The organism is Streptomyces sp. B1I3 (assembly GCF_030816615.1).
Classification (GTDB): Bacteria; Actinomycetota; Actinomycetes; order Streptomycetales; family Streptomycetaceae; genus Streptomyces.
Window position 1 is genome coordinate 212,942 of the sequence record NZ_JAUSYD010000001.1, and the last position, 21,097, is coordinate 234,038.

The 21,097-nt window shown below is 67.4% G+C and carries 16 protein-coding genes and 2 pseudogenes; 11 read left to right on the forward strand and 7 right to left on the reverse strand.

The window, feature by feature from the left end; translation table 11 throughout:
• Window positions 1-197 precede the first annotated feature (197 nt).
• Entirely contained in the window at window positions 198-1,004 is an 807-nt protein-coding gene (locus QFZ58_RS01110; RefSeq protein ID WP_307122968.1) for an SDR family oxidoreductase, read from the reverse strand.
• Window positions 1,005-1,145: 141 nt separating this feature from the next.
• On the opposite strand from QFZ58_RS01110, the gene QFZ58_RS01115 reads away from it, so the two are divergent.
• Window positions 1,146-1,727 carry a TetR/AcrR family transcriptional regulator gene (locus tag QFZ58_RS01115; RefSeq protein WP_307122969.1) on the forward strand — a complete coding sequence of 194 codons (582 nt, stop codon included), beginning with the start codon at window positions 1,146-1,148 and terminating at the stop codon, window positions 1,725-1,727.
• 618 nt (window positions 1,728-2,345) lie between these two features.
• On the opposite strand, the gene QFZ58_RS01120 is transcribed toward QFZ58_RS01115, so the two are convergent.
• Window positions 2,346-3,266, reverse strand: coding sequence for an NAD(P)-dependent oxidoreductase (locus tag QFZ58_RS01120; protein ID WP_307122970.1), 921 nt, complete (start codon window positions 3,264-3,266; stop codon window positions 2,346-2,348).
• A gap of 83 nt (window positions 3,267-3,349) precedes the next feature.
• Here QFZ58_RS01120 and QFZ58_RS01125 point away from each other — a divergent pair, with 83 nt between their 5' ends.
• Window positions 3,350-3,721 carry a helix-turn-helix domain-containing protein gene (locus tag QFZ58_RS01125; protein WP_307122971.1) on the forward strand — a complete coding sequence of 124 codons (372 nt, stop codon included), beginning with the start codon at window positions 3,350-3,352 and terminating at the stop codon, window positions 3,719-3,721.
• Window positions 3,722-4,217: 496 nt separating this feature from the next.
• Here QFZ58_RS01125 and QFZ58_RS01130 read toward each other — a convergent pair whose 3' ends face one another.
• The gene (locus tag QFZ58_RS01130) at window positions 4,218-4,505 is read right to left on the reverse strand and encodes a hypothetical protein (RefSeq protein ID WP_307122972.1); all 288 of its coding nucleotides are present in this window, start codon (window positions 4,503-4,505) and stop codon (window positions 4,218-4,220) included.
• A gap of 515 nt (window positions 4,506-5,020) precedes the next feature.
• Here QFZ58_RS01130 and QFZ58_RS01135 point away from each other — a divergent pair.
• From QFZ58_RS01135 to QFZ58_RS01145, 3 genes are all read left to right on the forward strand, one after another.
• Complete coding sequence (locus QFZ58_RS01135; protein ID WP_307122973.1) at window positions 5,021-5,470, forward strand: subtilase-type protease inhibitor; 450 nt, start codon at window positions 5,021-5,023, stop codon at window positions 5,468-5,470.
• A gap of 275 nt (window positions 5,471-5,745) precedes the next feature.
• Window positions 5,746-6,009, forward strand: coding sequence for a hypothetical protein (locus tag QFZ58_RS01140; protein ID WP_307122974.1), 264 nt, complete (start codon window positions 5,746-5,748; stop codon window positions 6,007-6,009).
• A 108-nt stretch (window positions 6,010-6,117) separates the two neighbouring features.
• On the forward strand, window positions 6,118-7,107 hold the full coding sequence (locus tag QFZ58_RS01145) for an ornithine cyclodeaminase family protein (protein ID WP_307122975.1): 990 nt from the start codon (window positions 6,118-6,120) through the stop codon (window positions 7,105-7,107).
• Window positions 7,108-7,579: 472 nt separating this feature from the next.
• Here the strand turns inward: QFZ58_RS01145 and QFZ58_RS01150 are convergent, their stop codons facing one another.
• Window positions 7,580-8,239: a formylglycine-generating enzyme family protein gene (locus QFZ58_RS01150; protein WP_307128739.1), complete on the reverse strand. Its 660-nt coding sequence runs from the start codon at window positions 8,237-8,239 to the stop codon at window positions 7,580-7,582.
• 1,403 nt (window positions 8,240-9,642) lie between these two features.
• On the opposite strand from QFZ58_RS01150, the gene QFZ58_RS01155 reads away from it, so the two are divergent.
• From QFZ58_RS01155 to QFZ58_RS01165, 3 genes and pseudogenes are all read left to right on the forward strand, one after another.
• The gene (locus tag QFZ58_RS01155) at window positions 9,643-11,073 is read left to right on the forward strand and encodes a non-reducing end alpha-L-arabinofuranosidase family hydrolase (protein ID WP_307122976.1); all 1,431 of its coding nucleotides are present in this window, start codon (window positions 9,643-9,645) and stop codon (window positions 11,071-11,073) included.
• 222 nt (window positions 11,074-11,295) lie between these two features.
• Window positions 11,296-11,897 (forward strand): annotated as a pseudogene (locus QFZ58_RS01160) (GNAT family N-acetyltransferase); the annotation flags it as partial.
• A gap of 165 nt (window positions 11,898-12,062) precedes the next feature.
• Complete coding sequence (locus QFZ58_RS01165; RefSeq protein ID WP_307122977.1) at window positions 12,063-12,812, forward strand: hypothetical protein; 750 nt, start codon at window positions 12,063-12,065, stop codon at window positions 12,810-12,812.
• Between the two features lie 672 nt (window positions 12,813-13,484).
• Here the strand turns inward: QFZ58_RS01165 and QFZ58_RS01170 are convergent.
• On the reverse strand, window positions 13,485-14,738 hold the full coding sequence (locus QFZ58_RS01170; protein ID WP_307122978.1) for a PQQ-binding-like beta-propeller repeat protein: 1,254 nt from the start codon (window positions 14,736-14,738) through the stop codon (window positions 13,485-13,487).
• Window positions 14,739-15,181: 443 nt separating this feature from the next.
• On the opposite strand from QFZ58_RS01170, the gene QFZ58_RS01175 reads away from it, so the two are divergent.
• Entirely contained in the window at window positions 15,182-15,589 is a 408-nt protein-coding gene (locus tag QFZ58_RS01175; RefSeq protein ID WP_307122979.1) for a YciI family protein, read from the forward strand.
• 8 nt (window positions 15,590-15,597) lie between these two features.
• Window positions 15,598-15,729 (forward strand): annotated as a pseudogene (locus QFZ58_RS01180) (RNA polymerase subunit sigma-24); the annotation flags it as partial.
• Window positions 15,730-15,941: 212 nt separating this feature from the next.
• Here QFZ58_RS01180 and QFZ58_RS01185 read toward each other — a convergent pair.
• Window positions 15,942-17,429, reverse strand: a complete 1,488-nt coding sequence (locus QFZ58_RS01185; protein WP_307122980.1) for a serine/threonine-protein kinase — start codon at window positions 17,427-17,429, stop codon at window positions 15,942-15,944.
• Between the two features lie 1,696 nt (window positions 17,430-19,125).
• On the opposite strand from QFZ58_RS01185, the gene QFZ58_RS01190 reads away from it, so the two are divergent.
• Complete coding sequence (locus tag QFZ58_RS01190) at window positions 19,126-20,058, forward strand: hypothetical protein (RefSeq protein WP_307122981.1); 933 nt, start codon at window positions 19,126-19,128, stop codon at window positions 20,056-20,058.
• Window positions 20,059-20,481: 423 nt separating this feature from the next.
• Here the strand turns inward: QFZ58_RS01190 and QFZ58_RS01195 are convergent, their stop codons facing one another.
• A complete protein-coding gene (locus QFZ58_RS01195) occupies window positions 20,482-20,847 on the reverse strand; it encodes a hypothetical protein (protein ID WP_307122982.1) in 366 nt (121 codons plus the stop codon).
• Window positions 20,848-21,097 lie beyond the last annotated feature (250 nt).

The following is a 21,097-nucleotide window of genomic DNA, read 5'->3' on the forward strand; positions in this document are numbered from 1 at the left end:
TGTCAGCGCCGCATCCGGTGCGGATGGCGGCGAAGTGAGAAGCAGCCTGGTGGGCAGCAGCGAACTTGTCCGTTCGTACGGCCAGGCCGCGCCGCTGCTGCAGCCGGTTGACGCATCGCTCAACAGCATTCCGCTGTTTGCACACACCTCAGCTTCGAAGACGGGCGGGGGGACGGTGGAGAAATTCATTCCGCTTATCACGTCGGCTGCGAAGCGGTGCTCGACGGGGTGAGGACCTTACGGGTGACGAGTGCGGCGATGGCAGCGACCAGGGTGCGCGGCCGACGCGGCAGCAGATGTGCGGCCAGGGCGTTGCCGAGTCCGGGGGTGACGTAGCCGCGGTCGCGCTCGAGCGCGCGCAGAGCGGCGCGTACGACCGGCTCCGGCGTGGTCATCGAGCCGTTGACGGCTGCCTTGCGGGTGCCGATGGCATCGAAGAAGGGGGTGTCGACCGGGCCGGGGCACAGAGTGAGCACGCGAATGCCACGTCCACGGTACTCCTGGCGCAGGGCGAGCCCGAAGTTCAGCACGAAGCCCTTGGCCGCACTGTAGACGGCGAAGTACGGGGAGGGCTGGAAGGCCGCGGTGGAAGCGACGTTCAGGATCGCACCCTTCCCGCGCTCCAGCATGTCGGGGAGCAGTGCGTGGGTGAGGTCGACGAGTGTGACGACGTTGACCATCAACTGGTCGTGGTCACGGTCGGCGGCTATGTCCTCGAAGCGACCGCATGTACCGAACCCGGCATTGTTGACCAGCAGGTCGACGCTCAGGCCACGAGCGGCGAGCCGGTCGGCGATCCGCCAGGCCGCATCGGGCTCGGCGAGGTCCTGGACCATCACGTGGGCGCGGATGCCGTGCTCCGCGGTCAGGCGCTCGGCGAGTGCGGTGAGCCTGCCTTCGGAACGCGCCACCAGGACCAGGTCGTGCCCGCGAGCGGCGAGCTGTGCGGCGAACTCCGCGCCGAGTCCGGATGAGGCACCGGTGACGAGCGCTGCAGTGTGCACGGGAAATCTCCTTAACTCGACGAACAACCGAGACAGGATCGTACTCGATTACGAGTTAATTGCAACAGCCTTGATGCAGTTACATTGGAGTTGGTGCAGCGGTGTATCGTTTTGGTGGGTCAGCAAGGAGTGGGAGGCGCCATGAGTGAGACAGCGGCACGGCCGTTGCGGGCGGACGCGGAGCGCAGTGTGCGCGCGATTCTGGAGGCGGCCGAACGCGTGCTCGCTGCGGACCCCGGCGCGTCGATGGAGCAGATCGCGACCGCGGCGGGGGTCGCCAGGACGACGATTCACCGGCGGTTCACCCATCGGCAGGCACTGATCGAGGCCCTGGCGTCGTCAGCCGCCCGCCAACTCGCCCAAGCCGTGGAGGACGGCCGGCCGGACACCGCCCCTCCCTTGGTGGCGCTGCACCGCATCACGGCCAATGTGCTCGAGGTGAAGAGCGCCTGGGCATTCGCCTTGGAACTGCCGGCCGATCCCGACAGCGAAGCAGCCGCCCTCCACCAGGCCATCGATCGACGTTGCATCACAGTGCTGGAACGGGCCCGGGCGGACAAGCTCATCGATGAGGCGGCCGACCTCCACTGGGTACGGCGGGTCTACTACGCGCTCCTCGGGGAGTCACTGCGCGGGAACCCTGACGACACCGGCATCGACACGGACACCCTTGCCGCCCGCATCATCGACACCCTGCTGCACGGCGCCGGACCGCGCGCCTGAGCACCGCGGCAGGCGCGAGCGGTCGCTCCGGATCGCCGCGTTCGAACCGGCACCGACCCGACGTTCCGGCGGTCCCGGCGTGACAGCAGTTTTGTGAGCACGGGGTGTGCGCCAATCCGTACATCCCTCCCAGCTGCTGCCGTCCGGCGTGACAGCCTCGACGAACCCCACAGCGCTGTCCAGGAAGGACACCGTGAGCGCCGGTGTTCCTGTGTTCTGGACGAAGTCCGCCCGGCTGCACAGTCCGGCGTCGGCGAAGTCCGTCACCTGCCAGCCTTCGCCAACGCCTCCGTGTCTTCCACGCCCGTGAACCCGGCTGCCCGCATGAGTGGGTGCAGTTCCCCCGTGGACCGGGTCGTCAAACGGATGCCTCTGACAACAGGACGGCTCGTGGCGACGTCGGCAAGGGAAGCCGCGGGGACGGCCCTGGGGGCCATCCCCCTCACAGTGGTGGGACCCGCAGAGCCGTGTGACTCGCGCGCGGTCCCCCTGCCGGCGGAACCGAAGGTGCGGCCCGTCCGGTCGCGTCGTCGGCGCCGGTCACGATCCGGGACCGCGTCACGATCCGGGACCGCGTCCCGTGCCGGGAGGACACCGCGGCCCCTGGCCCGCGTCCCGTCAGCGCGGCTCTCGGATGCTGTCGATGATGCGAGTCCAGTTGTCGCCGCCGTGTCCGTCCTTGATCGCCTGCCGATAGTGGGCCTGCACGGCCAGTGGGAGCGCGAGGTCGAGGCCGAGTGACGTGCTGGTCTCGACGATGTGGTCGGCCGTCGCACCCATCATGGTGACTGTGCTGAGGTCGCCGGGATGCTTTCCGGCATCAAGCGCGGCGCCGGGGTTCTCTTCACCGGCCCTGATGATGTCGCCAATCGAGTCGGCGGACGAGAGTAACTCCGGCAGCGCTTCCTTGGCCCCTATTCCTGCGGCGCCCAGCATTGCAGTGGCCTGCATCAGCCCGGACAGGGTGGTGAGGAACACCGCGAGTTGGGCTTGATACATCATCTGGGCGAGCCCCGGGTCCACGCCCAGATACCTTGGTGTTCCGAGCAGCGCCAACGTCGCAAGGTGGCTCTCCATCGCCTCGTAGCGGCCGCTGTAGTAGACATAGGCTGCCTCTGTGCCGACCATCGGCGCGGGGACCATGACACCTCCGGTGAGGAAGGCGGCGTCGTGGCCCGCTGCCCAGGCGGCTGCCTCGCGTGTGCGGTCGGGAGTATCCGAGCTCAGGTTGACGAGTGTCCGGCCGGCGAGCGATTCGGTGGCGCTGTCGAGGACGTCGTACATCGCCTGGTAGTCGGTGAGGCTGAGGATCACAAGGTCACTCGCCTCGACTGCCTCGCTGGGTGTCGCTGCGAGCGTTGCTCCGTCGGTCACGACGCCGTCGGCCCGGCCGGCGGTGCGGTTCCAGACGGTGACCGGGTGGCCGGTGGCGAGGAGGGCGCGTGTCATCGCCTGGCCCATCGGGCCAAGCCCGATCACGGCGACAGGGCTCTTCTGCCTGGTGGTGAGGTCGGTGGTGAGGTTCTGTTGTCCGTTCACCCCTCCATACTCGGAGAGCCCCGCTACTCTCGGAAGTACCCACTATTTTCTGCGGTACTTACCTTTTCGTAAGGGGATCAGTGATGGCCAAGGCGCCGAGGCGCGGGCCCTACATCTGCGGCATCGACGCTGCTCTCGACGTGCTGAGCGGCAAGTGGAAGGGACTGATCCTCTGGGAACTTGATGCCCACCGCGTACGCCGCTTCGCTGAGCTCCGTCGCGGGCTGCCGGGAGTGAGCGAGAAGATGCTGACGCAGCACCTGCGCGAGATGGAGGCGGACGGTCTCCTGCTCCGGAAGGTGTATGCCGAGGTGCCGCCGCGGGTGGAGTACTCCCTGACTGAGCACGGGCGCATGCTCAATCAAGCTCTCGGACCGCTCGGCGCCTGGGGAGCTGAGCGGATACGTCGCGAAGGCCACGAAACGGTCGGCGTAGCCGAGACCGCACACGGCTGACGGCCTGGCGCAGGTCGGCATGTGCTGTCCTGACGGTTCGGCTGTCGAGCACTCACCGCACGGCTGTGAGGTCAGAGACCGGACCGGCGATCGCCAGATGGGTATCGTCGTCGCACTCGCGACGTCCGATGGACCGCTGAACGGATTGACCACTGCTTGACCACTGCGTGTGCTCGGCGCTGGCGTGCTTGAGCTGCTCTGCCCTGAGATCGGCTGCTTGCAGGCTTGCTCCCACGAGCTGGTCGGTCAGACGCCGAACTCCTGCGGCGTCTCCCGCCACTGCGAGCCCGTCTCGGGCCGTCATATCACGCCCTCGAACTGCCGCAGCCGCTCAGGGCACGGCTCGTACTGGCCGATGGACAGTTACAGCCCCGTGCAATTCCGTTCAGGAACAAGCCAGTTGCTCTCTGGCGACGCAAGAAGATCTACCCTCCCGAGCTGCGCCGTACGGGAGCAGCCTGGAACTGCCACCGCCCGCCATCGAGTCGAACTGAGCTCAGCCGAGACCACGATGAGCGACCCACAACGCCCCGGCACGGCTGGCAGCTTCGGCGATCAGGGCCGCCAATTCGGGTTTTTCGGGGACAGGGAAAGAGACGTACGCGCCCCGACCACCGCCGACCGGTCGGCCATAGGCCTTTACGGCGAGATGACCGTCCGGGAGAAGCCGGACATTGAGTGTGGTCAGCGTGAACACTTCACCGCGCCGAATGTCCGTCCAGCGGAGCGCCTGCGGGATCGTGACATTGATCGCCAGTGCGCTCACTTCCAGGTCGCTGCTCATGGACGGATGATCTCACGCGAGTCGCCGCAGGCGGCCTCCACCAGTGGGCGCCCGGCCCTGCGCGGGCATCGGCGCCACGGGCGGCCTGAGGACCACCCGGGCTCGTCGAAGGCGGCCAAGTACCTGAGGCGCCAGGAGTCGGGGTGCGTATCCGTATGCAGCCCACGTTGTCCCTGAGCGCCCTGCCGGATGCGTGGGAAGCGGTGGCCCCGCTCTCACCACGGCTGCCCATCCCGCTGCAGCGCTGTTTTCCGGCCGAAGCCAACTTTTTCACGCAGGAGCCATAGAAACGTTTTTGCAGGTCAGATGGTAGTTCGCGGTTGTACCACCTAGTTCGGTCCACATGCCGGACTCCGTACGAGAGGCTCGCGCACCTGTTCCGAGCTGGCCGAACGGCCATTCGGTAGGCAGGCGTGGAGCGGGTCGGGCCAGAAAGCACTGATCGATGTGCGCTCACTGCCTGCAAGCAGCAGACTCCCCACCGCAATCACCCCCCGAGTGAAGGAGATGCACACATGCGTTACCACCTCGTCAGGACCGGCGCGATCACCACGTTGACCACACTCCTGATGACCGGTACCGCCGCCATGGGCGTCGCACACGCCCGGCCTGCTCAGCCCGCCGGTCTCTATGCCCCGTCGGCGCTCGTCCTCTCGGTCGGCGAGGGCAGTGGCAGTGCCACGTCGGTCACGGTCCAGCGCGCTGTCACCCTGAGCTGTGCGCCCCGCCCCAGCGGCACTCACCCCTCGCCCGCCGATGCGTGTGCGGAACTGCGCGCGGTGAACGGCGAGTTCGCCCAGTTGACCACACCGCTGCCGCAGGGAAGCTGCACACGCCAGTGGGACCCCGTTGTCCTCAATGCCACCGGTGTGTGGCAGGGCCGCAATGTCTCCTGGTCGGCCACCTTCGGCAACGCGTGTGAAATGCAGGCAAGTCTGTCCGCGGGACCGGTCTTCGCCTTCTGACCGAGCACTCCGCCGCGCGGTCGACACCCTGCCCCGGCCGGTCGGACCAACCCTGGCGCGCCTCGCCGTTCCGTTCCTGCTTTTCGCCCGACCGGCGGCCTGTGCGTAGGCAGCGAGGGCGTAGGAGTCGCTGACCCACCCGCCTGTAGGCGACGGGTGGGTCAGCCCGTGCTGGCGGCACAACCTGGTTGAACTCCCACGGCTGCTGGGAGATGCCCGAGCAGGCGTCGGCTCCCCCGCCGCTATGGGGCCGGTCACCGTCGACCGTCCAGAAGGTGAGCCGTGCGACACTTTCGTCCGACTACGCCGAAGACGCCCCGGGTTCTGTGCCGGCCACGACCAGCCATGATCGCCCGATTGCCGTGCGCGGCTGGATTTTCATCGCGCGTCCGCAAACCTCCGAGCCGGCCGTCGCGGGCGGCTCGGTCGGCAGGCAGGCAGCTGCGAGGGCCGGCCTCGCAGAAGTCGAGCCGGATTCCGGCAACGGGAAGCACACCTCTGCCGGATACACGCTGACGTACTCAGGTGTGTATGGATGAATGCGTCCAAGAGGACGGCGTGTCACTGCGGGGACGATGGGACCTGCGGGTCAACTCTTCGGCTGAGCGGCCTTTGGCCGGATGACCGTGATCGGGAGGTTGGGCCGCATGCTCGTTCTCGGACGCTCGCAGGTCGAGACCCTGCTCAAGATGGATGCGCTGATCGACGCCCTGGCCGCGGCGATGGCCGATTTGAGTGCGGGCCGTGCCTCGGCACCGGACCGTGTCGCCGCACGGGTGCCCGAGCGCGACGGATTTCTGGCTGCCATGCCCGGCTTCGTACCGTCGGCCGGGGTACTCATGAGCAAGCTGGTCTCCCTTTTCCCGCACAACGCCGGAACGCTGCTGCCGACCCACCAAGCGCTGATCGTGGTGTTCGATCCGGACACCGGCAAGCCTGTGGCGCTGCTGGACGGTACGGCCATCACCGCGGCGCGGACCGGCGCCTGCTCCGCGCTGTCCGCACAGTTGCTGGCCCGTGAGGACGCCACCGTGCTGGCGGTCCTGGGTACAGGCGTACAGGCCCGGTCTCACGCTCGGGCGATGTGCCGGGTTCGCCCCATCACGCAGGTCCGGGTGGCAGGCCGAGATGTGGCGAAGGCGGCTGCCCTGGCCGAGGAACTGAAATCCGTGCTGGAGGCCGATGTCCGGGTGGCGTCCACCTACGCCGAGGCGCTTGACGGCGCGGATATTGCCGCTGCGACCACCCACGCCGTCGAACCCGTGGTCCGTCGCCCATGGCTGACACCGGGGGTGCACATCACCTCTGTGGGGTACAACCCGGCCGGACGCGAGGTCGACGCCGCCACGATCGCCTCGGCACTGGTGTGCGTCGAATCACGGCAGGCCGTACTCGCCCCGTTCCCCGCAGGCAGCAACGACCTACTGATCCCGATCCGCGACGGCCTCATCACGGCGGATCACGTACACGCCGAGCTGGGCGAACTCATCACCGCCACCAGACCCGGACGCACCTCGCCGGATCAGATCACCCTCTACAAGTCGGTCGGCGTGGCAGTCCAGGATGCCGCCGCTGCGGCCCTTGTCGTCACCGCCGCCCGAGAGCAGGCAATGGGCGAGGAGATCACGCTACGGTGATGCCGGAGTTCGGAGTGCCTGATCCCCCACCCTTGCCGTCGCCAGCAGCCAGAGGCGGCGGCGGTCCGAATGGAGCGCCCGGCGTGAAGTGAAAGAGGACACCGCAGGGCGCGGCAAGCCGCACGACTACGAGCCAGGCGACTCCCGCTGTCCCCTACCGGCAACCGCACATCTCCGCGGACGATCTCATGACCGCCGCCCAGGACCCTGTTCGGCGAGGACATCCGCGGGAGGCAAGAGGGGGCACGCCTTATCCTCCATGGCTCCCGGGACGGCATCCCCACATCTCCCGGAAGCCGTGGCACCACAAGCCGATCCGGCCCACCCGCTCGCGGTCAGCGTGATACCGCGCTTGAACCCTTCGAACGGTAACGGCGCCAACTGATACGTCTCGCGTCAACGCAAAAAGGGCGGGTGTCCCCACTTCGGAGCCGGTCTCCCCCACTTGGCTGAGCGTTTCGGGACGAGACTGTTATGGCCGAGACAGTGGTGTGGAGCGCGCGATGCGGAATCCAACGTCGTCGATCCGGAAGGTCGGGTGGCTCCGCCGTCGCACCGACGCCCGGCAGCTCCAGTGCTCGTCGGCCCATCCACCACCGCGGAGCACCCGGTAGGTGCCATACACCTCGGCGTCGTAGACGTCCCAACACCAGTCCCACACATTGCCCAGCATGTCGTACAGGCCCCATGCGTTGGGCAGCCTGCCGCCGACAGCACGAATTCGCCCTTCAGAGTTGCCTTGGTACCAGGCGACCTCGTCGAGTTGGCCGTACCGCGCGCCGGTGCTCCCCGCACGACAGGCGTACTCCCATTCGGCCTCGGTCGGCAGCCGGTACCCGTCTGCGGAAGTGTCCCATTCGGCTGTCTCGTCGGCGAAGCACAGGTCATACACGGGCGTCAGCCGTTCGCGCCGGGACAAGGCGTTACAGAACTGGACCGCGTCCCACCACGAGACTCCCTCAACCGGCAGCCGCTCGCCTTGGGTGCTACTCGGCCGTCGGCCGGTGATCAGTGCGTACCAAGACTGAGTGACCGGGAATGCCGACATCTGAAACGGTGCGACCTCGACCGGCCAACTGCTCTGCGTCCGCCGGTCCGACAGCGTCAGCCGTCCCCCTGGGACGGCGACCATCTCGTTTTCTTCCCCCGCGTCCACAATGGCCCACCCTACCGGCGTTTCCCCCCGCTCTGCCGCTCTCTGTGAGGAACCCGAGGAGGCAGCGGAGCAGTTGTCGGACCAGCGCCGGCACCTCCGTCCGCTCAGCGGTGGGGCCAGATCAACTTCATCCATCGCAAACCACTTGTCGTCCGCGCAAGGAAGCGCGCACAAACAGCAAACAGCACGCTCTTCTCGTGGATGGACAATGCGTGCTCCCGTTCCTGCCCCGGCTGCGCTCACGCCGACCGATGAGAACTCCCCCATCCTGCGGGCCCTGCCCGATGGCGAAGCAGGCACTGGATCTCCAACCCGCCAGCCGACTTACCGGCCCGGGATTTGGTCCACCTCACGAGGCTGCGTTGGCGCATCAGGTACGACTACCACGAACTGAAGACCACCCTCGGACTCGACCACTCCGAGGGTCGCTCATTCACGGTCGGCACCGCCCCGTCACCCTCGTCGCCGCCGCCCAACTTCCTGACGGCACAGCGGTCCTGCTCAAAAGTACACGTCAGGGCTGACCCTCCATCAGGCGCCGGCCCTCCTCCAACCCTGTCAGCCCCCTGAACCGGCGCCCGCCCCACATGCCGACAACCCACCCCATGGCACCCCATGGCGTACCTACGACACCACCTGACGCAGCCCGCCAGGCCCCTTCCCTCGGGATCGTCCGACGCGGGCAAGAAAGTTCGGGGGTCGTTCGGAAATTGGATGACACGAGATGGAGAAGTTACCGGTCGCATCCCTACCCTCGCCACGACCTCCATGCGATCAGCCAACCAAGCATCGATCTGACCTGCACACTTTCAATTTCCGGCGTGCGAATGTTTCGACGCTTCTCGCGATTCATGCGAGAGGTATTGACGCCCTTCACCAACTCCCTATCATTCAGGTTGCTCGACACTTCGACCTTTGTTCGAGATTACGAACACTTCGAAGTCGCTCCACTCGCACGCCAAGGCACCTCCGGGTCACGCCCGACGAAACGCCGAGCAGAAAGGAGTACACCGAACGTGCGTATGTCATGTTCGCATCATGGCTTCTCCGTAGTCGCGTGCCGGCGGCTGACACCGGCCTGGCCGTCGACGCGCTCTCTCCACTGACGGGAGCTTCCCGCAGCGCGCCCGTTCCCGCTCGGGAGCCGGATCGCGCCGCCGACGGGGAGTCCACGATCCCGGTTGATCCGACAGCACTTCGCAGTGCGTTCCGCAGCGCTCCGAGGGCCCCCGGCGCCCCTTCGGGAGGGCCCGCAGGGCCGGGAAGCCACAAGCAGTCAGCCGTGGTGCCCACGGACCGCTTCGGACCGCACCACATCGACAGTCCGGACAGCCTCTGACGAGGAACCGGAACCGCTACTCGAGGTTTGGAAAGTCTCCATGCGCAGAGGAAGTTTCAGTCGCAGGCATCTGTCTGTGGTGCTCGCCGCCGCGGTTGCGGCCATGGTCACGCTGGCGGCGATGCTCGTCGCCAACCCGGCTCAGGCGGCCACCAGTGGCGCCTTGCGCGGTGTTGGTTCGAGCCGGTGTCTCGATGTGCCGGACGCCAGCCAGACCAATGGCACATACCTGCAGATCTACGACTGCTGGGGCGGAACCAACCAGCAATGGACGTTGACGGACAGCAACCAGCTGACCGTGTACGGCAGTCAGTGCCTGGATGTCCCGGGCCACGCCACCGCGGTCGGTACCCGGGTGCAGATCTGGGCCTGTTCCGGCGGTGCGAATCAGCAGTGGCGGGTGAACTCCGACGGCACGATCGTCGGAGTTGAATCCGGGCTGTGCCTGAACGTCACGGGCTCCGGTACGGCCAATGGCGCGGCGGTGGAGATCCGGACGTGCAATGGCGGCAGCAGCCAGAAGTGGACCGGCCTGTCAGGGACGTCGACCCCGCCGACGGGCGGCACGTGTGCTCTTCCGTCGACGTACCGGTGGACGTCCACGGGTGCCTTGGCGCAGCCGGCGAACGGATGGGCCGCACTGAAGGACTTCACCAGCGTGGTGTACAACGGCAAGCACCTGGTCTACGCGTCGAATGTCTCAGGGTCGTCGTACGGTTCGATGATGTTCAGTCCCTTCACGAACTGGTCGGACATGGCATCGGCCGGCCAGACCGGGATGAACCAGGCCGCGGTGGCGCCCACACTGTTCTACTTCGCACCCAAGAACATATGGGTGCTGGCGTACCAATGGGGTGCGTCTGCCTTCGTCTACCGCACGTCGAGCGACCCCACCAACCCCAACGGCTGGTCCTCGCCCCAGCCGCTGTTCACCGGCAGCATCTCCGGCTCCGGCACCGGCCCGATCGACCAGACCCTGATCGCCGACAGCCAGAACATGTACCTGTTCTTCGCCGGTGACAACGGCAAGATCTACCGGGCGAGCATGCCGATCGGGAACTTCCCGGGCAGCTTCGGCTCGTCGTACACGACGATCATGAGCGACTCGACGAACAACCTGTTCGAGGGGGTGCAGGTCTACAAGGTGCAGGGCCAGAACCAGTACCTCATGATCGTTGAGGCGATGGGCGCGAATGGGCGCTACTTCCGCTCGTTCACGGCCCCCAGCCTGAGCGGTTCGTGGACCCCGCAAGCGAGCAGCGAAAACAGCCCCTTCGCGGGCAAGGCCAACAGCGGTGCCACTTGGACCAACGACATCAGCCACGGTGACCTGGTCCGCAACAACCCCGACCAGACCATGACCGTCGACCCCTGCAACCTGCAGTTCCTCTACCAGGGCAAGTCCCCCACCGCAGGCGGCCCCTACGACCAACTGCCATGGCGGCCGGGCGTCCTCACCCTGCAGCGCTGACCCGCCTGCTCCACGGTGTTCGGGATGTGGTTCGGTTAGCCGACGCTCGGACGAGCGGTCAACGGCGCCGGCAAGTCAACCAGCTGACCGACACTCACCACCTTGAGGGACCCCAGCCCTGCGTGGCTGGGGTCCCGGTCATGCTGCGGAAAACGAGTGTGTTGTCCGTTCGTCACGGCCTACGCTCGCTGACCCGTGTACGACATGACGGGAGGTCTTGCCATGAGCGTGAACAGCGACGATGGCCCTGCATCGCTGGGACAGCTGCCCGGCTACTTCTTCCGGCCGTATCGCGGAGACGAAGACCGCGGTGCGATGACCAGCGTTCGCCTGGGCTGTGCAGGACGGGATGGGATCGAATCGACCATCACTCGGTCGTGGAGCAACTCCCGACGGCAGCCGGGATCGCCGAAGCCTCAGCCGAGCTGGTCAATCCGTCCGCCAGCCAGGTCTTGGTGGAGCACAATGCTCGCGTCATCGGTTACTCCACGATCAGGTGGTGGCCGGAGCGGAACGGGACATGGCTCTACCTGCACCGTGGCTCCCTGTTGCCCGAGCACCGCGGCAAGGGCGTCGGTTCAGGGATGCTCAGTCGGGCCGAGAACCGTATCCGCCGGCACGTGCAGCAGCACGGAACCGCGGAGACGCCCGTGCTCGGCGCGAACGCCATGGCCTCCGAGGATGATGCAACGGGCCTGCTGCTTGAAGCCGGGTACCGGCGTGTCTTCAGCCTGGTGGAACTTGAACTGGCCGATCTCCGACGGCTACCCGGGCACAACGGTCATCTGGCGGTCGGCATCGGAGCGGGTGCTGTCAAGCCCACGTGACAACCCGGCAGACGATCACCCTCGTCGCGTACTGGAGGCATGGCCAGTGCTGTGACCACATAGGGGGACCGCGTCCGAGTTCCGTCTGCCGGCTCTGCGGGGGCGGCGCCAGTCCTGCGACCATCATGACGAAGACGGAAGACGCCGCAGAGGGGGAGCAGGATGATTTCTGAGCCGGAGATGGCGGGAGAGCTCGAAGGGGTGGCAACCCGTGAGGTCATGGGCGGCTTCGACCGAGAGTTGGTGCGGGACGCTCGTCCGCAAAGGCCGTGGCTGTGGGCGGCGGGCGGGGTGGTGACGGCGTCGGCTCTCTGGGCGGCGGCGCTGTTCCTCTACGGAGGAGGTGACCCGAAGCCGGACATGCATGGGTACCGGTTGGACCAAGACCCCTGCCCCTCCCTACGCCTGAAGTCGATCGGGGCGGCGATCGCACCGAGAGAGCCCACCGCCAAGGTCGAATCACGGTTGTTGCACCATGCCGTCCTCGATCGGATCTCGTGCTTCATTCCTCTTCGCCCCCGGGTCGCGGCGGAGCGGGCGGGGGACGGCTGGTCCATCGACTACACCGTCGGAATCACGGTGGCGCTGCACAAGAAGACCGACCCCGGCGCCGAATTCGAGGCGCTGCGACGGGTGACTGATCTCGGCGTCGACCCCGAAGCAAAGCTGGAGACGGTTCCGGACCTCGGCGACGTGGCGTATCTACTGTCCCGGGATGACGGAAACTCTGAACTGCGGGTACTGGAGGGCGGAGCGGTGTTCTCGCTGAACCTTTCCGCTTTCACGCAATACCAGAGCGACGAGCACACCGTGGACGAGGCCGGTGATGGACCGGACACCCCAGACGTGTCCCCCTACCGGTCGGCCATGATCAGCGATATGCGTGATCTCATGGCAGGCCTCAAGCACTGAGCTCGAATTCCGGACCGGCGACCGTGGACCGGTATGTCACCAGACCCTGTGATCATTAACGGTCACCGCAGTGTCCGACGCGAGGGCGCGCCTGGTCGGCCTCCTGCGACACGGCGTCGCTGTTTTTCCGAGCGGTCGCGGCGAGCGGCCAAGGGAAAGCCCCGGCAGGTCCAGGTGGGCCGGCCGGGGTAGCACCAGGTGTGTTGTGGTCCAGGGCGGTCGCCCTTCGACGGAAGGCTCCACCGGGCTTGAGCCGAACCATCTTCCCCATGGGCGATAGGCAAGGCCCGGGACGCTGTCCGCCTCAGACGAAGATGAACGATCGCCTGCTCATGTCCATTCCCCGGGCCCGTCGGGCGACGGACCGCTCGAAGAACGGCTGCGAACCTCGCCGCTAACCACGCCGACCCTCCGGGGCACCGTGCGAGCTTGTAGGCGTTGACGCCTCCCGGCGGATGACCGGGCACGACGACCGGGCCGATGCCGACATGATCGAGAACGGCGACAGCCGTGTTCACTGCGCTGTCCCGCCTCTGATGGCCGTCGTTGAGCAGCACCTGTACCTTTCGCGCCTGGCACCACCGGTTCAGCAGTTCATCGACCCCGCTGAGCGCCAGGCTCGGAGGGAACAGCACCACGCACCCCGCGGACACCGCCGGGAAGCGCGCCGCCCTATCCCTTACCGAAGGCGATCAGGGCGCCCTCGGCGCCAGGAACGAACAACCGGGCCTTGGACGTGGCGATGCCAGGGACGACGAAACCGCGCCAGTCGTCCTCGGCGATGATGTTCGACGTCGGAAGGGGCGCGGGGTAACGCCGGTACGACCAGGCGGCCTTGCCGGTCTTCTGGTCGAGTACCACGAGACGTCCGTCGGCGTCCTCCACGTACACGTAGCCGTTGGCCACGAGGCGTACGGTGGCCGCATTCACAGAGCTGGTGTAGGTCCAAGCAGCCTTGTACGTGCTGGTGCTCAGTGCCCTGACCTTGCCGTGGTAAGCGACGTACACGCGGCCCGGGCCGAAGACCGGAGTCGCGTCCGCATGCAGCGTCCGCACGGCCGCACCAGTCTTCTGGTCATAGGCGGTGACCGTCTCGTCGTCGCTGTCACTGTTGCGCATCCAGGCCGCGCCCGCTCCCAGCACAACCGGGTTGCCGTAGGCGCCCGAGAGGTTGGGCACCTCGAAGCGGCCCAGTTCGGCACCGGTCTTGAGGTCGAGGCGGTGCCAGGCGATGTCGTCGAAGCCGATCCACACACCCGAGGCGTCGACGACGGTCGGGGCCCAGGCGTATTCCGAGAGGGAGGCAGCCCACACCTGGGCGCCTGTGTCGGCCCGCAGCGCCAGTGCCGTGCCACGGCCGTCCTGCAGGTAGAGCAGTCCGTCGTACCAGACGGGCGGGTACTGCATGGACGCCGAGCCAACGCCTACCGACCATTTCTGCCGTCCGGTGGCCGGGTCCCACGCGGCGATCGTGCCGCGCGACGTCTGCGTGTAGAGCAGACCGCCCCCGTACGACACACCGGCCTGGGGTTCGTTCTGCTCCAGGGAGACGGCTGGCCACAGGTCCTTGCCGGTGGCGGCCTGGAGCCCGACGAGCATCATGCGAGGGCCGCCCTCGGTGCCGTCGTCCGCGTTGACGACGGCGTACACCTTGTCGCCGACCGCGACGGGCGCCGAGACGACCGTCCCGAAATCCCGGGACCACAGCTTCTTGTAGGGCGGGGCCGCCGTGGCCCCCGCGACGAAGCTGTCCGCCCGGCTGTCGGCGCGGTAGCCGAGCGTCGCGTCCGCCAACTCGGCCACCGTGGCGGCCCGCCCGGGCACCGGATCCGCCGCCTGTGGCGAACCGGTGAAGGCCAGCAGCGTGACGGCGGCGACACAGACGACGCCAAGTCTCGTACGTGATAAGCGTGTTGTTGCCCGCAACGTGGTACCCCCAGTCGGAAGTCATCCGGTCAGGACGACCACGACCCACTACCCCCGCAGAATCGTCACATGCGTCGGAAACGGCCACGCGGAGCGCGCGCCCGGCGCAGCAGTCGGGGTTCACGCAGCCGGCGTCTTCGGGATGGGCGCAAGAGCCCGGCGCAGGGCAGGTCACCGGTTGTGTTCGAGGCCGCTGGGCGGCCGGGCGTGTGCCCGGAGCGGGCCCTGGATGCGAGGGGCGCTGCTGGGTTGTCTCGGCGTGATCGTCGGCCCCTTGGAACACCTCGTTCTGTCTGGCCCTCGCCACGCTGTGGGCCCGGATACAGGCTCGTCGACAAGAGAGAGCCAAAAAGACTGGCGGAGATGTCGAGAAACCGTGGCCGGCTCCGTCCCTGCTGTGAACGCGACCACAAGGGGTCGCGCCACCACCGAGGAGAACCACGATGGCCAAGTACTTGCTGCTCAAGCACTACCGTGGGGCCCCGGCTGCGGTGAACGACGTGCGGATGGACCGGTGGACGCCGCAGGAGATCTCGGCGCACATGCAGTACATGCACGACTTCGCGGCCCGGCTCGAGGGCACCGGCGAGTTCGTCGACGCTCAGGCGCTCGCCCCCGAGGGGGCGTGGGTGAGGTACGACGGTGAGGGGCGCCCGCCGGTCACCGACGGCCCGTTCGCCGAGACCAAGGACCTCATCGCCGGCTGGATGGTGATCGACGTCGACGACTACGAGCGCGCCGTCGAGCTGGCCGGAGAGCTCTCGGCCGCCCCCGGAGCAGGCGGGAAGCCGATCCACGAGTGGCTCGAGGTGCGCCCGTTCCTGTCCGCGCCGCCCACCGTCACGGAGTGAAGTCCGAGGTGAACGAGGTTCTGCTGAGGAGACTCACGCCGAGCGTCCTCGCCATCCTCGTCCGCCGCGGAGCCGACTTCGCGGCGGCCGAGGACGCGGTGCAGGACGCGCTGGTCGAGGCGGTCCACATCCGGCCCGCAGTCCAGGACGCGGAGTCCGCCGCCCTCTGCCGACCTCCCCACAGGGGTGGACATCCTGCTCGGACCGGCTTCGGCTGCCCCTGCAGAGAAGTCGCGACGACAGTCTCGGGCGCGGAGGCGAGATGAACCGCCTGTCACCGCCCGCCCGAATCGGCGTCGATGGTGGTGGCCGCCGCCTCTCCGTGTGGATCGTCGGTCAGAGACATGAGCGATCACCGTTCCCCGGTCGTCGGCCTCGCCTTCTTGTGCTCTGCCTTATCTTCGGCCACTTCTGTCTTTTTTGCCTGGCCGGGCGGTTGGTGGGGCTGCTGGGTCGCCGTGGTGCCCTGTGTTGCCGCTGCTGATGTACTCGTGCCGCTAGGTGGTGTTGGCGATGCTGAAGTGCTCGTGCCCCTAGGTGCGGTTTGCGCTGTCATGGCTGCTGAGTTGTGGACGCCTGGGCCGTCAGCGGATTCGGCGTCAGGACCAGGGGAAGCGGAGCGGACGCTCTGCCCGGGCGCATCGTCGGGAAGTGCGGCAGAAGTGCTGTGGTCAGAGGATCGCGCGGCCGACGATGTCGTGGCTGGTTTCGTCTGTCCTGCGTTGCCAGGAGTGTTCGTCTTTGCGGTGGGGGCACTGGTAGCCCTGATCGCGTTCCGGTCGCTGTCCTGGGGGGTGGAGTTGCCGGTTACGACAAACGCGCTTGCCATGACAGCGGCGAGTGCGACGGTCGTGCCGGCTATGAGGGTGCGCCCGCGCGCGGGCGTGCTTCGGTCAGCGTACTGTTTCCTGCCGCCCACCGGATTCACGTGCGTGTGGTCGGCTGTCTGCGGTGGCTCCTGGCTGACGACAGGGCGTGTGGTGAGCGCCGGCGGGCCGGCCTCGGCGCGGATTGTGTCGGCCAATGCCGTGAGCGTACGGGCGCAGTCGCGGGCCGTTGGGCGGTCCTGCTCGTCCAGGGCGGTCATGTCGCGCAGTAGACGACTCAGTGGTTGCGGCAGCCCGTCAGGCAGGACGGGCTGACGGTGCAGTCGTGCGATGGCGACTTCGAGTGGGCCGCCGTCGTACTCGAGCCTGCCCGTGAGGCATTCGAGGAGTACCAGGCCGAGGGCATAGATGTCGGTGGGCCGGCCGACGGGCTGGCCGAGGACCTGCTCGGGGGACAGGTAGGCGGCGGTGCCGATGAGTGTGCCGGTGGCGGTGCAGGTGGTGGCGTCCAGCAGCCGGGAGATGCCGAAGTCGGCCAGATGAGGCCGGTGGGCGGCATCCAGGAGAATGTTGGACGGCTTGACGTCTCGGTGGACAATGCCTGCGTCGTGAGCGTGAGTCAGTGCGTGGGCGAGGTCGGCCCCGAGTGCGACTGTCTCTTGCGGCGGCAGCGGGCCACTGGCGATGCGTTCCCTCAGCGTGGAGCCTTCGATCAGTTGCATGACCAGGAAGGCGCGTCCGTTGTGCTGTCCGGCGTCGAAGGCAGTGACGAGTCCGGAGTGGTGCAGCCGAGCCAAGATCACTGCTTCGTTGCTCAAGCTCTGCTCGGTGTCGATGCGGGCATCGGGCCGAAAGACCTTGACCGCAACCGGTCGCCGCAACCGCAGATCGAAGCCTCGGTGGACATCCGCGGCACCGCCGGAACCGAGCAGCCCATCCAGCCGGTACCGGCCGCTCAACACCTCGGCGGAACACCAGGGAGCTGTGGCCTGGGTGAAGTCGCGAAGCCTCATTCCATCTCCCACTGCATCAGAGGGCTTGAACCCTTGGCGAGCCGGGGCCGACGCGCCTTCAAACGCGGGTACCCACGAGAAGCTGGAGTAGCCCTGCGTTTTCGCAGGCAGAGGTGCTCCCAGGAGCGCGGTGCGTAGTCCGTCGTCGAGTTCGCCCGCCTGGGCGGAACCGCTTGCGGAACCTGGTCCCGGCGATCGTCCGCGGCGAATTCCGCCCTCTCAAGGACGTAGCACCTCCGCGTCGGCGGGGAAAACACTTCGCGCATGATCTGCGGTTCGGCCTCAGCCGGAGCACCCCCGCATCGGCGGAACATCAAGGTCACCGACCAGTCCATCTGCCTGCAGGAGGGTTCATGCAGCCGCTGTGCGAGAACCGCGTGACAACCATCCCCATCGCCTTGCTGGTCACGCCGATGAGGGCCGTCGCATGTGCAAGGCCTCGGTATCGCCGTTGCACACACCCCGAGCCCACTCCCCCGCTCCTTGTCCCCGGCGGAGAAGGGCCGGATCGATCAGGTGATCATTACCTCCCGTCCGACCGCGAGGATCCAAGGGATACCGAAGAGATCCAGCCGCTGTTGGACAGCGTGTACGTCCGATGTAATCGGGACTGCGTCCCAGTCTTGTGATGGGCGGGTCGGCTGAAAGCCCCCCGGTCCGGGCAACCCACACCTGACCGAGGAGGTCAGCTTCAAGTACGAGCGGCGGCCATGAAGGCGCTCTCGCGATCTTCGAGGTACTCATTGGCTTCCGTGCCGCCGATCTCCCGCCATACCGCCTGATTGAGCGCGCGCCCGTACGCACGTGCAGGGGCCTCCAGGGCTGGGTCGCAGAGCAGGACGATCCTGCGGGGCTTGCGACTGCGGACCCTCCCTCATGTGACCGCCCCGCCCCGCCCCGTTCCCGGATCGGCATCCGGTGACAAACCAGGCCGTCCGGCCTGCACCGAGCCCAGCTACACGGAAGGGCGCGCCGTCGACCTCCCCAGGTTTCAGGCGCGCCCTCTCACCCCTGCTCAGAGGAGTGATCGTCATGGTTCCTGCCCCGCGAAAGCCCGCACACACCTGCCGCCCACCCCCGACCTTCCCCGGTGCCCGCCGCCCTTTCCCGCCACGCCACCGGCCCGGCCCGACCCGGCCCGTAGAGCGCGTCATGAACGGCCAGGGGACGACCGCCGTCGACGTGTACGCAAAGGCGTCGTCTGCGACTGTCGAAACCTATGATCGACAGCCTCCCCGGGGGACCTGGCCACGCGCCACCAGCTACGGGCGCGGGCGCTCGGCGTTGTGGCACGGTGACCACGAGCCCGTCGCACAGCTGCGGTGCTACTCCTGCCGGACGAAGCCGACCCACACCTGTACACGGGTGCCCCGCCTCGGAAGCCGAGCTGGACCCGGGGATGGCGAAGCGGTCCGCGTGCCCGCAGAGTGTCGGCGTAGATATCGCTTCTCTTTGCCGCTCCGGACGATCGGCTCGTGCCGTATCCGAACTACTGGGATCGGTGACGGTGTCCTAGGGATCTCTGCCATCGACCAGGGCCGCCTGGCGCCTCACCCGGTCCTCCGTTGAAGCGAGCGGGGAACCTCAACGGGCACCGCGAGTGTCTCCGGCCGGGGCCACCCACTTACGGCGTGTGCGGATCGAGTCGACCGCCCAGTGGCATCGGTGCGCTGTAGCCGCCGTCTACGCTTTTGCCATGCAGCGCAGCGATGTCACGCGGGACGACGGCACGTGGGTGGGTCTGTCCTTGGATGTACAGGGCCGCCACCAGCCGGAACTGTGCGTTCTCAGTGCCGGGCCGCGGCTGCTGGTCTCCCAGTTGTCGCGGCCTGTGCTGCTCGCCGTTGTCGCAGAGCCCTTCCAGGGCGTGGACTTCTGGCGTACTGACGCGTACCGCTCCTTCGTCCCACCGCTGCGCGCCGAGATGGGGCGTGCCCTGTCGGGCAGCCCGGAACGGTGGGCTCACCGCTTCGCACAATACCTAAGCGACTCGCCGGGCAGCCCTTTGCACGAGGGCCGATGGCTACTCTCGTGCGAGAGCCCGCTCCAGCGCTGGCGCCACACTGCCACTTCCCATGCCGAGTACTGGAGCTCGATGCTCGTTGAGGGCCACCCGGACGGATACATCGAGTGGTTCGTCCATTCCGATTCGTGGGAGGTTCTGCCGCTGCGGCCGATGCCCGGTCCGGGCGACAGCCGGGTCAAGGCGTACCGCAAGCAGGCCCGTGAGGGGACCCTCCCACCCGTTCTGTTGTGGTGGGTCAGTGGCCTGGACTGTCATCTGATCCTGGACGGTCACGCGCGACTCGCCGCGGCGATCGCTGAGTCCATCGAGCCTCCGCTGCTGCAGTTGCAGCGCACGGTGGCGCGCGACGACCTGGCCGCACGTATCGATGACGCCGTGGGCTTCTACGAGTACGAACTGGCGCGCTTCGCCGAACTCCGTGCCGTCCACGGTCCCAGCGTTCCGGACGGCGCCGCCACCGCCGGCCCACAGCTCGTCCGCCTCCTTCACGACCTGAACACCGCGGGACAGCCCACCTGGGCCTGGCCTCTGCCCGGAGGGGAAGACCAGTGGCGTCGCATCGCACGCGAGGTGACCGTCGACCGGAGCTGGCTCCATACCTGACCCCTAACCCCGCCAGCCATCACCTCCGGACGTACCGCCAGGAACGCTCACCTCGCGATGAAGGGCCGCTTCTCCCCGGCGCGAACTCGTCTCCGGAGCGACGTCGGACGTCGGTAAGGCCCCGCTGGCGTTGGTGTCATGATCCGTTCCAGGAGCCGACGCCGGCAGGCCCGGTACAGACCGGCTTTCGCTGCGGACCCCAGGTCCTCATCGAGGGCGAGAGCAGCGAACAGCCCTTGCCTTGGCCGAAATTCCGTCCGTTCTCCTGAGCACAGCTGCATCCTCTGCAGCGTTCGCATCGTGTCCGAGCGATGCACAACCTGGTTGAAGGAGGAGGTGCGCCGGTCGGCGGCGCTGGGGTCGGGCCGGGGCCCGACCGGGCGTGCAAGCCGCTGCCTGCCCTTGCCGCCTGCAGAGACCGCACTACCCCAGCTGGCTCTTGACGTGAGCGAGCACTTCGTCGAATTCCCGAATCGGTGAGAAGTCCACGTAGTCGCAGTCCTCCAGAGCCTCCGGGGCGTGGCCAGGTGCCCAGTAGAAGGCGTCACCGGCCTCGTAGATCGCTTCCCCACCCTTCGTGTGCATCTTCAGCCGCCCCTTGAGGAGGTATCCCCAGTGAGGACACGGGCACAGATCGTCGGGCATGCCTTGGAAGGCCGGCGTCATGTCTGTGCCCTTGGCGAACCGCACGAACGAGACGCTCATGTTCCCTCCGAGCTCCTGTTTCCGCAGCTCCGCACCGGCACTGTGGATTTCGACGGGTGCGTCGTTCCTGTTCGTCGCCGTCATGACTTCTCCAACGGTTTTCGCGAAGTGGGGGCCACGCGACCAGTTTCCGCCCTCTCGGTGGGCTTCGCGACCGGTGGCGGAGGCGCAGCAGGCCCCAGCAACGGGCTGCGGGTTGGCGAGATCCCGTGCGTTCTCATGAGTTCCGCCGAGTCACTGTGCTCTGTGCCCGTAGCCACTGGCTTGTTCCTCGTCGACGCCGCCCGGAGGGTTGCCGGTGTGAGGCTGTGCGCCGTCTGCGCAACGGCAGCCC

Coding starts and splice junctions, on each gene's coding strand:
- QFZ58_RS01175 (WP_307122979.1), top strand. CDS start 15,182: ATGGCCAAGTACTTGCTGCTCAAGCACTACCGTGGGGCCCCGGCTGCG.
- QFZ58_RS01190 (WP_307122981.1), top strand. CDS start 19,126: ATGCAGCGCAGCGATGTCACGCGGGACGACGGCACGTGGGTGGGTCTG.
- QFZ58_RS01185 (WP_307122980.1), bottom strand. CDS start 17,429: ATGAGGCTTCGCGACTTCACCCAGGCCACAGCTCCCTGGTGTTCCGCC.
- QFZ58_RS01135 (WP_307122973.1), top strand. CDS start 5,021: ATGCGTTACCACCTCGTCAGGACCGGCGCGATCACCACGTTGACCACA.
- QFZ58_RS01115 (WP_307122969.1), top strand. CDS start 1,146: ATGAGTGAGACAGCGGCACGGCCGTTGCGGGCGGACGCGGAGCGCAGT.
- QFZ58_RS01155 (WP_307122976.1), top strand. CDS start 9,643: ATGCGCAGAGGAAGTTTCAGTCGCAGGCATCTGTCTGTGGTGCTCGCC.
- QFZ58_RS01145 (WP_307122975.1), top strand. CDS start 6,118: ATGCTCGTTCTCGGACGCTCGCAGGTCGAGACCCTGCTCAAGATGGAT.
- QFZ58_RS01165 (WP_307122977.1), top strand. CDS start 12,063: ATGATTTCTGAGCCGGAGATGGCGGGAGAGCTCGAAGGGGTGGCAACC.
- QFZ58_RS01150 (WP_307128739.1), bottom strand. CDS start 8,239: ATGGTCGCCGTCCCAGGGGGACGGCTGACGCTGTCGGACCGGCGGACG.
- QFZ58_RS01125 (WP_307122971.1), top strand. CDS start 3,350: ATGGCCAAGGCGCCGAGGCGCGGGCCCTACATCTGCGGCATCGACGCT.
- QFZ58_RS01195 (WP_307122982.1), bottom strand. CDS start 20,847: ATGACGGCGACGAACAGGAACGACGCACCCGTCGAAATCCACAGTGCC.
- QFZ58_RS01130 (WP_307122972.1), bottom strand. CDS start 4,505: ATGAGCAGCGACCTGGAAGTGAGCGCACTGGCGATCAATGTCACGATC.